The sequence below is a fragment of the Ligilactobacillus ruminis DSM 20403 = NBRC 102161 genome (genome assembly GCF_900113455.1).
Lineage (GTDB): Bacteria > Bacillota > Bacilli > Lactobacillales > Lactobacillaceae > Ligilactobacillus > Ligilactobacillus ruminis.
The window spans coordinates 1-13,245 of the sequence record NZ_FOPI01000019.1 but is presented as its reverse complement, the minus strand read 5'-3'; the positions used below and the strand labels follow the sequence as shown (position 1 = coordinate 13,245).

The following is a 13,245-nucleotide window of genomic DNA, read 5'->3' as shown; positions in this document are numbered from 1 at the left end:
TCGTGCGTCAAAAGCCTTTTTTGAAGCGCTGATTTTTTGAAGAAAATTAAAATGGGACCGGATTATCCGATCCCATTATCTTTAATTATTGTTCAAAGATTTGATTGGCAAGCGTTCGATTGCGTTCATGAGGAACAGCAAAACGATGACTTCAATCGGCCAGCTGATGATTTCCTTTGGAAGTCGCTGAGCCAAAAGGCCATACAAGGCGCCTGCCGTTTTGGTCTGGAAGTACATCAAAAAGATCCACATCGTGTTGAAGAACACGTTTGAAATCAGGATCTGAAAGAAAGTGTACGTTGCCAGACGCTGCCAGGTAATTTCCTGACGGTGCAAAAATAATCCGGCGATAACGCCTGTGACAAATGCAGAGAAGGTAAATCCGATAAAGAATGACGATCCGGTTGAAAAAACGGTGTTGCTGATCAGGTCGTTCAAAACCAATGCAACTCCACCAAGCCATGGACCAAGGAAATACCCGATCATTGCGGTACCGATAAAGCCTAATCCGACCTTGACGACGTTTTCGGGACCAACCGACAGTTTTGACAGGCAAAGCTGAATCGCAATCAGCAATGCGCCAAAGGTCAAGGTTCGAGTCGTCAGTTTAGGACTGCTCCATGTAAGTTTTGTCATTAGATAAACATCTCCCTAAAGTTTATTGGGGGAGACAAGCACCAAAAATTATGAAATTGTAATTATGGTGAATGCGGAAGAACCACGCAGGCCAATGACAGGACCTTTCTGCTGACGTTCACATTCCGTTCCGTCAGCCCTTGACGCAGGACTTCCTACCCCTGTAACGAATAATATAACATAGATTGGGTGCAAAATCCACCATGAAACACGAATGTTGCTTAAAAACTTGATGGTTATCGTTCACTTGTAGCCGGATGTGGTCACGGACGCGGGAAAATGACGTTGTCGCTTATTTCCTGTTTCAATGTCTCTGTACGGACAGATTCATCCGGCTTGTCACTCTGGACATGACGACGAAGAATACTGGAACTGCAAAGAACATCACGAAACCTGTTGCGAAGTCGGCCGGAAACGCTGCGAGCGCGGTCACGGCAGCCTTGCCGAACGGAAGACCGGCATCGATGAGACTTTCGGCGAGATAGCGGAGATAGCCGGAAAACATCTTGACGAGGCCGGAGACAATGCCGATTGTAATCAGTGACGAGCGGGAAAGACCGTCATTTCTTTTCAGCAGCCTGTAGGAAACCGCAACGGCCGCCGTCAGCAAAAGGACTTCCATGACGGTCAGGTATGCATGATTGGCGTAACCGTTCAGAAGATCAAAAAGGCCAAGGCCGATCGCGCCTGAGATAAAACCGTACTTGAATCCCAAGAACAGCGTGCCCAGAGCAACAAAAGAAAAACCAAGATCTACGAACGGGTGACCGACGGGTGACGGGACGTGAATCTGGAACATTGCGAAGACATAGTCAAGCGCAGCGAAGAATGCTGCCCGAATTACTGCGTAAAGCTTTTCATTTCTCATAATAAAACCTTCTTCATAATAGCGTTAAGTGAATTATAGGTTTCGGATGGTTAAAAATCAATTAATAAACGATGCTTTATTTAATTTTTGGATAATGTATCGATACAATTATGTGCTTGGATGAGATGCCGACTGTGCGGACACAAAAAAACGGATGATTCACAAAAAAGCTGCGAATCATCCGCTGACATAAATTATTTTTGATATGTCTCAAAATGTTCCTTCAAGATTGCGCTGCCGTAAATCAGTGCCTCAATGACGGTGATGAAGAAGCTGACCGGAAGATCGGTCACCCAGCTCAGAACAAGGCCGAACCAGATTCCGAACAGAGCGAACAGGAAGTTGAGCACGATCATCTTTTTCAGCGTGTGCGCAAAATACTTGGCTGCCGATGCAGGAATCGTCAGTAAAACGAAAATCAGCAATGAACCGACGATCTGCGCCGTGATGCTGATCGTCAGCGCAAGCATGATCAAGAAGATGATTGAAATCGACTTGTTGAAACGCTGATTATATTCGGCGCCTTGCGAATCAAACGAGTTGTAGGCCAAGCGCTTGAACAGCAGGAAAATGACCAAAAGCAAAAAAATGCTTAATCCGACCAGAATGTCAATGCTTGAGCGATTGATTCCGACGATGCTCCCGAAGAGAATGCTCGTTGCATAATTGGCCTGCTTGTTTGAAAGGGATAGAAACAAAATTCCGAGTCCGAGGAAAAGACCGGAGAAGACGCTGATTGAAGATTCGCGCCGGCCGAGCTTTTCGCCTGAAAAACCGATCAGGAGGGCAGACGAGCAGGTGAACAAAAGCATCCCTGCAAGCGGTGAAATGCCGGCAAAGACGCCGAACGAAGCACCGGAAAAACCGATTTCGGACAACGTGTGCGTGAAAAACGAAGTCTGGCGCGCCACGACGAAGACGCCCATGACGCCGCAGATCAGTGCAATGAAAATCCCGGCAATAAAAGCATAGCGCATGAAATCATATTGGAGCATCAGTTCTTGTCCCCCTTGTTGATAAGTTTTCCCGATTTGTCTGCCAAATGCAGTTCGTAGTCGGCATAAGCGGCAATCAATTCAGGATCGTGCGTGATGAACATGATGGTCAGGCCATGTTCCTTCATGACGTTGCGAAGCATTTTCAAGAGTTCGTGCTTGCTTGTCTGATCAAGACTCGCGGTTGCTTCGTCTAAAATCAAAAGCTTCGGATCGGCACAAAGAGCCTGGGCGAGATAGGCACGTTGCTTTTCACCGCCGGAAGCGCGTCCGAGCGGTCGGTCGGCAATTTTTGTCAAATTGGTTTCAGAGAGGATGGCGGCCAGTTTTTCTTTGGCTTCTTTGTTCAAAAAAATGCTGTTGGTTTTGAGCCCGAAAGCCGCAAAATCACGAATGCAAAGCGGATATTCGTCATCAATGCTTCGAAGCTGCGGCACGTATTGAACCTGATCTCTTGAAACCATGAACTTGGCGTGTTCCTCGTAGTCATGCGATAAATCCGCTAGGAGATGCTTGATCAAAGTCGTTTTGCCGACGCCGTTTTCACCCGTGATACAGGTCAGTTTTCTGCGCGGAATTTCAAATGACAGATTTGAAAAAAGCGTTCGGTCGGGGATTTTCAGATTCAGGTTGGTCACTTTCAAAATAGAATCCATAGTCGTTCTTCTTTCCGATTATTTTTCGATTTCTGCAATTTGACGATATTCCGATTGCAGCCAATTGAAATAGTTCTTTCCTTCTGGCAGCGTCTCCGTTACCTTGACAACCGGGATGTCGTGTTTTCTGCAAAGATTTACGATGTTTTTGACGGTCGTGCCGTCGCTTTGAACATTATACACGAAAAAGGCGATTTCTTTTCGCTTGATTCTATTTTGCAGATTCTTGATGTCCGTATATGACGGATCGCTTTCTTCTTCGACTGCCTTGGCAAAGTGAGCGTTTGCGACTTTGTAACCCATTTTTTCAAGTGAGTAGTCAAAAACCGGCTCCGAAACGGCCACTGGCTTCTCAATTCTTTCAGCTCTGATTTTTTCGAGTTCGCTGTTCAGTCTGGCGACTTTTTTCTTGTAGGCAGCGGCATTTTGCTTGAATTCAGCTTTTTTTGACGGCATTTTTTTTGAAAAAACATTGACCAGTTCATCCGCAAGCCTTGACATCGTTTCAGGATTGTACCAGAGGTGTTCGTTTTGACCGTCCTTGACGTTCATCAATCTGGCAGCGGAAAGGCTCTTTTTGTCCGAAAGTTTTTTGATCCAGTCATCATAGCCGGCGCCGTTTCTGATGATGACATCGGCATTTGCGGTTTGCTTGGCCGTTTTGGTCGTGGATTCAAAGTCGTGCGGGTCGATGTTCGGGTTGTCGATAAGGGACGTGACGGTTCCGTTTTTGCCAAGGACTGCCTTGGCCGTTTCTCCATAAAAATCCAGAGTCGAAACCACGTTCAGCTTGTCAGAACTGCTTTTTTTGCTTTGGTTCGCGCATCCCCCAAGAATAAGCAGCGTACAGATCGTCAAAAGACATAATGAGAGCAAATGAGTTCTTTTATTCATGCATAATTCCTTTCTTTAACAGCGTACTTGAGTTTTATTTAGTAATTGTTACGATTAAAATCATAACCGCCCAAAATATGACTGTCAAGCAAGAAACGTTGATATATCAACCTTATTACGATTTAGCCAAAAACGGTATTACGATGTTAAGCGTAATAAGAGGAGTAAGATTACGATTTAAATTTTTTTGAATTTTTGAATGAAACATTCGGCAATCAGTGATTGAGGAAACGTCTCGACCCCGAAAGCGTCTTCTGGTTTTTGGCAGTCCGCGTCAGGCACGAAGAATTGCGCTGAAGACACAAAAAACCTCCGTATGGGGAAATACGGAGGAAAAAAGGAGTATGTGTTGTAGCTGCAGACTGGGGAAAGTCCGCAGCATTATCAGCTTTCCGACGCATCTGAAAGGGGAGGATCAGATGCGGGTGTATTCAAATTTTGGTGTTCTACTTCAAGCTGTAATTTAATTGTACACAATGGATTTAAAGAAAATATATCGAATTATTTAAGAATTATTTAAGGCAATAATCAGAATCGCCTATTTCAAAATCATCACAATACTGTATAAATTCCAAAGGGGTCATTCCGAGTCGTTTCAACAGAAGAATAAATGACAAAAAATCGATGTTTCCGGATTCTTCAAAGCGAGACAGGGTTGATTGCGAGACGATGCCTGCTGCAACCTGCTTTTGCGACAAGCCCTGTTCTTTGCGAAGCAATTTAAATATTTTCCCATAATTCATAAATCTGCCCCCCAAAAAAATAATATGCAAATATGAATAATCAAATCAACAATTGAGTTAATTATAGTATAATGACACATGTAGTAATGTTACAAAAAGATTAAAAATGAGGGAGTGTTTTTTATGAAGAAGAGAAATTTATTAGTGGCTGTTATCTTAGGAGTATTGCTTCTTTTTGCTAACTTTGGTTCCGTAGCATCTGCTGCTAATACGTCATACGTTCATTTTGAATTCAGGTGGAATAGTCCATATGATGCAACATATAGGCAACAGAAATGGACTAAGTCTTATATTTATTTTAAATCAACTAAGTGCACCCGTCCTTGGTATACAGTTACGCCATACATTCACAGTTATTTAGTTGGCGGAAAGGGAAACACTTCTATTGGTAGTTCTAGAAGAATATATGGAAACCACACATATTATATAACTAATTATGCGGTTGAAAAATACGGCAAAGGAAACAACGTTTGGCTTGAAGCATCATCTTGGGGGAATGGAAGTGCCTATGGAACTTGGCATGCAGATTGTGGAAAATATTAATATAGATTTGGAAAAAGCATCATTCTTTCATTGATAGGAAGTGAAATCGTGTATTTTGTAAAGCGTTCCTTTTCCAGAAGGTACCTTTCGGGTTTTTTGCTCGGACTGATAGTCGTTTTATTGCACGTTGTTTTTGCGGTCGGCTTTCTCCGCATGCAAATCGGCGAATTCAAAAACAGTCCGGAAGCATTTTGTCCGTACTATAAATGGATTATGGCAGACACGTTTTGGAGCCTCATTTTTTCGTTGATGATTCCGTTCATGGCAGCGCTCGGAAACAGTCAGATGACGTATGATGACGCAAACAGCGGCTTTATCATGCACGTGCTGCAGAAAAAGGGCAAAATCGGCTATGTGCTCGGTTCGCTGACTTCGGTTTATGCGGTCACGTTTATCGAGACCGTGCTTGTTTTGGCGGCAGACGTCATGTTTGTTTTTTTGCTGCTGCCGAACGTTTTGCCGGATCAAGTGCTGAATTCAGGCGAAGGCTACAGTCGTTTGTTCACGTATCACGTTGAATGGATGTACTCTAAACCATTTAAATTGATTTTGTTTTATATAATTCTGTCAGGGTGTGCGGCAGGATTGTTCGGAATGCTGACGGCCGTTTGCGGACTTTATTTTTCAAACAGGTTCACGGTCATGTTCAGCGGCTTTATCATCGGGTTGATCTTCTTCGTGCTGGCCAATCAGAAAATCGTCAATCTGCCGTCGTTTTTGCTGGTGCTTCCGGTCATGTCGCAGATGTACCTGCCGTCGCTTGGATGCTTGGCGGCCTTTTATCTGGTCTGCGTCGCGCTGCTTTTTGTCTTTCAGATTGTCGGGGTAAGAAAGCATGCAAGCATATAAGTATCTCTTGAAAAAAACGTCGAAAAAATCGCGCATCAAGGCTCTTGTTTTGGGATTGGCCGTTTCGGTTTTGACTTTTGCGTCCGTTCTTTCAAAATGCAGGGCCAATATTGCAATAGGGAATAAAGGCGACACTGAGCTCGGCAGAATGTTCGTTGCGAGTTTTTCGAATCTTCAGTATTGTGAATTGGGACTGTTTCCCGTTTTTTCGGCCATTTTTTTGCTGTTGTTGACTGATTGCGGATTTGAAAGGGAAATGTTTGTGTTGAAACAGCCTGAAAAGATCGGACGTTTGACAAGGTCGAAGGTCTTTTTAGCCTGTTTCATCCTGACTTCTGGCGCCATTTTGGGCCTGTTGGTTTTTGCAATCTTTTTTGGCGGCAGATATCAGGTGCAAAAAACAACCTTCTTCTGCCTGGCAGGAGATTTGAGTTTGTTTTTTTTAGCCTGGTTTGCTTTCGGGTGCATGACGTTTGCTTTGGAAAACGTGCTGTCAAAACCTTTAACGTGGCTGTTGTTTCAAATCGTGTTTTTGATTGAAGCCAAAACGTTCGAATTTTTTGGCATTTCCGTTTGGATCATGCGCGGTTTGCTGATTCCCGATGCAACAAGCTTTGGCTTTTTTGAATTTGCATTGGACTGTTTGATCAATGCAGGCTATGCCGTTTTGGCGTCTGAAATTTTCAAGAAGACTCTTTTTAGAAGGGAGCGCTTGAGTTGAAAGTTTTTGGAAAACTTTTTTCAAGAAACATGAAACTGATGCTCGGAAACGTTTGGCGCCGCGAACTGATCATGCTTGTTTTGTGCGCCATTGCCGTTTTTCAGTATTCCAAAATTGGACAAAGGCCGCTTTTAAGCGACGTGATGCAGGGTATTTCAGATTTCAGAGGCAATCCGTACTTTCCGATGTCATGGTTTTTGATCGTGATTTTTAATCAGGTCGTCATCGGTGATTCCTTTCGCAAATTGATTTTGCATGACTATCCGTTGGTCGCAAGCATCAGTCTTGGCAAGTATCTTTTTTGTTCGGTTCTGAATCTGTTTTCGGTCGGAGGAGCAAATGTTTTGCTGCTGTTGGTTATGACGAGGCATCATTCTCTGCATTTTGCATGGACCGCAGTGTTTTGCCTGCTCTTGTTTTTAGCGTGCTTTGCCTTCCTGACTCTGATTTTTTCGCCCGTAATCTGCGAAGGGCTAGTCGTCGTCATTGCGGTTTTGACAATTTTTGCCGATGGGATGCCGTTTTTTGACCGGTTGATGTTTGTCAGAGGAACGGCGATTTTGCCAGGGGATGTTTTGGCAGCATTGCTAATGCTGATCATCATCGCTTGGTGCGGTTTTAGAATCAAGCAGTTGGATTTTATTTGAGGTGATTTTTGATGAGCAGCATCGTAAAAATTGAACACGTAACTAAAAAAATGAAGAGCCTTGTGGCTTTGGACGATATTTCGCTTGAAATTTCCGAACCGGGCATTTACGGCTTCGTTGGTCCGAACGGGTCCGGTAAAAGTTTGATCTTCAAGACGATTCTTGGCTTTTTGAAACCTGATTCGGGGCAGGTTTTCGTGCACGGAAAGAAGCTTCGAAAAGACATCCTGTTTGCCGAAGATACTGGGTATTCAATGGTCGAATATGCGGCCTTGGCCGACAAGACCGGCAAGCAGAATCTGGAACTGATGGATATTTTGGCGTCTGAAAAACACGATTTGGACAAGCTTTTGAGATATGTCGGGCTCGATCCGAACAATCAGAGAACGTACAAGGAATACTCGCTTGGGATGAAGCAGCGCTTGCTTTTGGCGATGGCGATGCTGTCCGATCCGAGTCTTCTGATTTTTGACGAGCCGACCAATGCTTTGGACGAAGACGGTCAGGAATTTTTGAAGCGACTCGTGCTTGAACAAAGAAAACGCGGCAAAACCTTGCTGATTTCCAGTCACGACAAGACGTTCATCAATGACGTGGCGGATAAGATCTATTACGTGAGCGAAGGCAGGATCAAAAAAGAGGCGGTTAATTGCGATGAAAAAATTGACGAATAAAGGCTTTGTCGGCATCGGACTCGTCTTGTTGGCTTTGGTTTCGGCAGGTCTCTTGTTAGTTCGGCATGAAAATGCAGCGCTGGCCCGACAGTATAAAATCGTTCGCTGCAGCGCAAAGGCTGGAACGAAAATTTCCGGCAGGCAGATTGAGATTGAACGCTACGTCGAAAAGGTTGAACCGAAGAAGGTTTATTTCAAACTGATCGTGAACAGCCAAAAGGCGCAATCTCTGGAAAATCTGCAGCTGGTCAATACGCCTGACGGAACGGTTGATTATTTTGACTCGTACAAAGTCAACGGCAAGGCTTCGGAAGGACTCAAGCTCAAGCCGGGCAGAAACGTCATTGAAGGAAAAGTCAATAAGGAAGACTTTGGCAAAAAAGGCGTCAAGACCGTGCTGTGGTACAAACTTGGCAAAATGAAATATGCTGAATATTTTTTTGAATGATGAGGAAAATATGGCTCGAAGTGAAAAACCGGTTGATTTGCAGTTGATTGCAAATCTAAACCGGTTTTTGCGTATGCATGACAAGCTCCTGCTGCGATGAAAACAGCCAAAAGAGGGCGCTTTCAGTAACCTAGGGATGGTATTTACGGACAAATCTTAGAAATCACCGTTTTGCCCGTAAGGACGTCTTGGCGCACGGATTGAGCAGAGTTTGAGCAGCACTGCATTTGTCAAAATCGGCCGCATTGATGAAAATTGGGACTTTGTTCGTAAACTTTTCTGCAAGTATTTTCACTCTTTGCCCACAATTTGACTTGCTTTTTCATTAAAATATTTTAAAATATTTAAGTGTATTTTTGAAAAGAGGGGGAAGAGAAATGTTTTCCAATAAGCATCCCGGCACGCCTGGCTTCTAGCTCAAGCAATTCCTTGCTTAAGTCAGGTGATTGCTCGAGTGACTGAACCGATTAAACTAGTCATAAAAGCAAAGGATGAAAAAAATGAATACTTTAGAGCAAAATGCAAGCAAGAAATATACGCCATGGCTGATTTTGACGCTGCTCGACTTCGTCACGATCATCAGTTTTGAAAACATCTTTTATCCCTTTCAAAATCAGGGATTATCGGTTGTCATTTCATGGATCTTCATGTTGTTTGCCTACGTTATCCCTTATGAACTGATCGTCAGTCAGCTCGGCTTGACGTTTGATCAGCAGGCCGGTGGGTTGGCGTCCTGGATCAGGCGCGGAACCGGCAGCGATCTGTTCGGATATGCGACGTCTTGGATGTACTGGGTTCAGACGATTCCGTACCTCGTCGACGTGTCAAACTCGGTCATCGTGTCGTTCAGTTGGATTATCCTCGGGGATGCGACGCTTGGAAAGCACATGTCGACGTTTACGTTCGGCTTGCTGACTTTTGCAATTATTCTGGCATTTATCTTATTGGAAAACTTCTTCAAAGACTCGCTTGAAATCCTGTCTTTGATTGGCGGCGGCGCAATGTTCATCATGTCGATGCTGTTCGTCCTGATGACTTTTTGGGCAGTGACGCACGGTGCGCATGTCGCAACGCAGCCGTTTAATCTTGAAGCCTTCAAGCCGAGTTTTTCTCTTCACTATTTCTCAACGACCGGTTTGCTTATTTTTGCGATGTCCGGTGCCGAACTTGCGGCTCCTTACATCAGCAAAATGAAAAATCCCAAAAAAGAATTTCCGCGCTCAATGTGGGTGCTTGCGCTTATGACAGGTGCTTTGACGATTCTTGGAACGTTGTCGCTTGCGGTCTTCTTTGATGCCAATCACATTCCGCAGGACTTCAAGATGAACGGTCCGTACTATGCATTCAAATTATTGGGCGAAAAGCTCGGGATGGGCAGCGTTTTGATGTACGTGTTTGCTGTCGTTCAGGCATTCTTCATGCTGGCGCAGCTTGCAATCTTGATCGACGCTGCCAGCCGTGTATTTGCCGGGGACGTCAACCAAAAGTATATGCCTAGCTGGCTGACGAAGAAAAACAAGAATGGTCGCCCGATTAACAGTTATACGCTGACGGCCGGAATTTCGCTTGTTTTGCTGCTTTTGAGCGGAACGCTTCCAAGCATCAACTCAATTTACAATTGGCTGCTTAACCTGAACGGCATCGTTTCGCCGTATAAGACGTGCCTTGTTTTCGTGGCTTTTTTGGCCGTGCGCTATCGACAAAACGAGTTCAGCTCGGATTACGTCTTCATCAAGAATCGGAAGGGGGCGTTGGCCGTCGGCTTTTGGTGCTTCATGTTCACGTTCGTGTGCGCAACGATGGGCTTTATTCCGCAAAATGCAGAGCTTGGAACCAAGCAGTTCGATCATGAGCTTCTGATGAACTTCTTCTTCGTATTCCTGATCTTCGGCATGGGCTTCATCTTGCCGCTTTTGCGCAAGCTTGAGCTCAAACGAGGGCAGGCAAAATGAGAAAGTATTTGAAAATCGCCGTGACCGCTGAAGTGAAAGCTTTGGTTGAAGAGCCGTGGGAAACGGTGCTGCTTTCAGAAAAATTGAACGGTGCGGAACTTGCCTGCATCGCTTTTATGAAAAACGATTCTGAGGCAATGAAAATTGCTGAAAAAATCAAAGCAAAAGCGCGACTTGAAATTCCGATCGTTGAAGTCGATGCAGGCGCCATGAATCAAAGCACTGCATTTATCAAGGAAAAAGCAGAAAATTACGAGCAAAAAAACGTCCCCGGCTTCTTGCTCGATCTGGTCAACTTTGCGGATGAAAAACGGACGACATTTGCGACTCCCGGACATCACAACGGAAAGTTCTATGCGATTCATCCGGCAGGCGCCGTGTTCAAGAACTTTTTCGGGGAGCGCATGCTCTATGCCGACACGAGCGATACCGTGCCGGAGCTTGGCGACACTTTGACGCACGGCGGAACGCCGCTTGATGCGGAAAAACAGGCCGCGCGTGCCTTCAATGCCGACAAGGCCTACTTCTGCACGAACGGAACGACAAGCTCCAACACAATCTGCGCAAGTGCCTGCCTGACGCCTGGGGATCTGGTCCTGTTCGACAGAAACAACCACAAGTCGCTTTATAACAGCGCGCTCGTGATGACGGGGGCCAAGCCCGTGTATCTTAAAACGGATCGCAATCCGCTGGGACTGATCGGACCGCTTGTCGCAGACGAACTGACCGAAGAAAAGATCAGAGAACAAATTGTCAAGGTTGATCCGAAAAAGGCGCAAGCCAAGCGGCCCTTCAGGCTGGCCGTCCTGCAGCTTGAAACGTATGACGGGATTTTTTATAATGCCAAGTGGATCCTGGACAGGATCGGCAAGTTGTGCGACTATGTTTTGTTCGACTGTGCCTGGGGCGGATACGAACAGTTCGTTTCCTCAATGAAGAAGCTGTCGCCGCTTCAGCTTGAGCTTGGTCCGGAAGATCCAGGAATTTTGGTTACGCAGTCCGTTCACAAACAGCAGGCTGGTCTTGCGCAGACGTCGCAGATTCTGAAGAAGGATGCACACATCAGGGGACAGGAACGCTACATTGACCACAAGCGCTTCAACAATGCCTACCTCAAGTATGTGACGACCAGCTACTCCTATCCTGTCTACGCTTCGCTGACGGTCAATGCGGCCATGGCAGAAGCTTCGGGCAACAGCGCATTTTGGCAGGATACCGTGGATGCGTGCTCTGCATTTTGCAGGAGAATGGAGGAAAGCAGCCTCTTCACGACGGTCCGGGACGTTGAAAGCTTCAGGAGATGCGGTGCCGGAGAAGCCATTCAAAGCCCCGTCAAGATTGTCGTGAAGTGTCCGGGAATCGACATCGAATCCGGTGAATACGAAGAAGGCGGCATCCCGGGGCCGGTTGTCGGAAAATACCTCATGGAACACGGTATCGTGCCTGAGAAATCCGACCTGTACTCGCTTCTGTTCCTGGTGACGCCGGGAAGCCCCGCCGCAGACCTTGACGTCCTGTACCGTACGCTGATGGAATTCGAGCGTCTCTACTTGGACGACGTTCCGGTCGAAACGGCGCTGCCGCGTCTGTACGGGATGAACCGGGAACGCTATGAGGACGTGACGCTTCACGGCCTGTGCGACGAAATGCACTCATACTACAGCAGTCGGCAGACGTGGCATCTTCAGCGCGACCTGTTCATAAAGAAGACGTTCAACGACTACGAAATGCTTCCGTATGACGCTGATCTTGCCTTCATGAGAAACGAGGGCGAATTGGTCGATCTTGACGACATCGTCGATCGCATCGCGCTTGAGGGTGCGCTTCCCTATCCGCCAGGAGTCTTCATCGTCGCTCCCGGTGAGCGCTGGCAGCAGCTTGACGTCGATTACTTCAAGCTGCTGATGGGCGCAATGGACGAGTTTCCGGGATTTGATCCCGAGATTCAGGGGATATATCTTGAAAAGGATGAAAACGGAAAGCACGTGGCGAAGGGATATGTGCTGAAAAACAAGGTGTGAAGCCGAACGGTCAGCCCCCGCGTATCCAAGGCGCGCTTGCGACGGGTAAGCTCGTCTTGCCCGAGCAAGGGTGCTTGGGACAAGGGGGTTGTGAGGCGGAACCTGATTATGCAAGGTGTGAAGACCAACCGCTTAACAAGGCGGTAGATAAGGAGGGGCGCGAGCGATCAGCGAAAGCGCAGTCGCGACGCGGCACGAACTTATCATGAGCCTTGTTGCTGGTCTGAGCCTGATTAACAAGGTGTGAAGCCGACGCCCCAACTGAATGAATAATGATTTGAAATCCGTGCCAGTTACTGAAGTGCAATAAAAAAGTTAGACAAAATTAAACAATTAAGCTGTCATGGCATGATTTCGGTATTCTACCGGAGTCATGCCTTTTGTTTTTAAAGAAACCCGTTCGTAATTAAAGAAATGGATATAGTCTTGAACCATCATTTGAAATGCAGTAATGTCTTCAAATAATGGTAGCCCATCCAGCAACTCAGTTTTCAGTATGTGGAAAAAGCTTTCCACTGGTGCGTTATCCAGACAATGTCCCTTACGAGACATACTTTGAACAAAGTGATGGTTAGCCAATCTTTGAGTATAGTAAGGC

Annotated in this window: 15 protein-coding genes and 1 riboswitch; of the genes, 8 read left to right on the top strand and 7 right to left on the bottom strand. The window is 45.9% G+C overall.

The window, feature by feature from the left end; all coding sequences use genetic code 11:
• Window positions 1–81 precede the first annotated feature (81 nt).
• The 6 genes from BMZ95_RS06690 to BMZ95_RS06665 form a co-directional block, all read right to left on the bottom strand.
• The gene (locus BMZ95_RS06690; RefSeq protein ID WP_014074223.1) at window positions 82–636 is read right to left on the bottom strand and encodes a folate family ECF transporter S component; all 555 of its coding nucleotides are present in this window, start codon (window positions 634–636) and stop codon (window positions 82–84) included.
• Between the two features lie 63 nt (window positions 637–699).
• Window positions 700–802, bottom strand: a riboswitch (THF riboswitch).
• 138 nt (window positions 803–940) lie between these two features.
• Window positions 941–1,504 (bottom strand): ECF transporter S component, encoded by a 564-nt coding sequence (locus BMZ95_RS06685; protein ID WP_014074222.1) that lies wholly within the window; start codon window positions 1,502–1,504, stop codon window positions 941–943.
• Window positions 1,505–1,698: 194 nt separating this feature from the next.
• The gene (locus BMZ95_RS06680; RefSeq protein WP_014074221.1) at window positions 1,699–2,499 is read right to left on the bottom strand and encodes a metal ABC transporter permease; all 801 of its coding nucleotides are present in this window, start codon (window positions 2,497–2,499) and stop codon (window positions 1,699–1,701) included.
• A complete protein-coding gene (locus tag BMZ95_RS06675; protein ID WP_046922027.1) occupies window positions 2,499–3,155 on the bottom strand; it encodes a metal ABC transporter ATP-binding protein in 657 nt (218 codons plus the stop codon). The genes BMZ95_RS06680 and BMZ95_RS06675 overlap by 1 nt, the downstream gene beginning before the upstream one ends.
• 18 nt (window positions 3,156–3,173) lie before the next feature.
• Window positions 3,174–4,049 carry a metal ABC transporter solute-binding protein, Zn/Mn family gene (locus BMZ95_RS06670; protein WP_046922028.1) on the bottom strand — a complete coding sequence of 292 codons (876 nt, stop codon included), beginning with the start codon at window positions 4,047–4,049 and terminating at the stop codon, window positions 3,174–3,176.
• 512 nt (window positions 4,050–4,561) lie between these two features.
• Window positions 4,562–4,792, bottom strand: coding sequence for a helix-turn-helix domain-containing protein (locus tag BMZ95_RS06665; RefSeq protein ID WP_041820184.1), 231 nt, complete (start codon window positions 4,790–4,792; stop codon window positions 4,562–4,564).
• 123 nt (window positions 4,793–4,915) lie between these two features.
• Here BMZ95_RS06665 and BMZ95_RS06660 point away from each other — a divergent pair, with 123 nt between their 5' ends.
• The 8 genes from BMZ95_RS06660 (at window position 4,916) to BMZ95_RS06625 (ending at window position 12,647) form a co-directional block, all read left to right on the top strand.
• Window positions 4,916–5,335, top strand: a complete 420-nt coding sequence (locus BMZ95_RS06660) for a hypothetical protein (protein ID WP_041820182.1) — start codon at window positions 4,916–4,918, stop codon at window positions 5,333–5,335.
• Window positions 5,336–5,383: 48 nt separating this feature from the next.
• Entirely contained in the window at window positions 5,384–6,184 is an 801-nt protein-coding gene (locus BMZ95_RS06655; protein ID WP_014074218.1) for a hypothetical protein, read from the top strand.
• Window positions 6,171–6,905, top strand: coding sequence for a hypothetical protein (locus tag BMZ95_RS06650; RefSeq protein WP_014074217.1), 735 nt, complete (start codon window positions 6,171–6,173; stop codon window positions 6,903–6,905). Before BMZ95_RS06655 ends, BMZ95_RS06650 begins: the two co-directional genes overlap by 14 nt.
• Window positions 6,902–7,552, top strand: coding sequence for a hypothetical protein (locus tag BMZ95_RS06645; RefSeq protein WP_014074216.1), 651 nt, complete (start codon window positions 6,902–6,904; stop codon window positions 7,550–7,552). Before BMZ95_RS06650 ends, BMZ95_RS06645 begins: the two co-directional genes overlap by 4 nt.
• 11 nt (window positions 7,553–7,563) lie before the next feature.
• On the top strand, window positions 7,564–8,226 hold the full coding sequence (locus tag BMZ95_RS06640) for an ABC transporter ATP-binding protein (RefSeq protein WP_046921549.1): 663 nt from the start codon (window positions 7,564–7,566) through the stop codon (window positions 8,224–8,226).
• Window positions 8,207–8,674 (top strand): hypothetical protein, encoded by a 468-nt coding sequence (locus BMZ95_RS06635; protein ID WP_046922029.1) that lies wholly within the window; start codon window positions 8,207–8,209, stop codon window positions 8,672–8,674. The genes BMZ95_RS06640 and BMZ95_RS06635 overlap by 20 nt, the downstream gene beginning before the upstream one ends.
• Before the next feature lie 500 nt (window positions 8,675–9,174).
• Window positions 9,175–10,626, top strand: a complete 1,452-nt coding sequence (locus BMZ95_RS06630) for an APC family permease (protein ID WP_046922030.1) — start codon at window positions 9,175–9,177, stop codon at window positions 10,624–10,626.
• Window positions 10,623–12,647 carry an Orn/Lys/Arg family decarboxylase gene (locus tag BMZ95_RS06625; protein ID WP_046922031.1) on the top strand — a complete coding sequence of 675 codons (2,025 nt, stop codon included), beginning with the start codon at window positions 10,623–10,625 and terminating at the stop codon, window positions 12,645–12,647. The genes BMZ95_RS06630 and BMZ95_RS06625 overlap by 4 nt, the downstream gene beginning before the upstream one ends.
• A 333-nt stretch (window positions 12,648–12,980) precedes the next feature.
• Here the strand turns inward: BMZ95_RS06625 and BMZ95_RS06615 are convergent.
• A partial coding sequence (locus BMZ95_RS06615; RefSeq protein WP_143454974.1) for an IS3 family transposase occupies window positions 12,981–13,245 on the bottom strand: 265 nt, incomplete at its 5' end.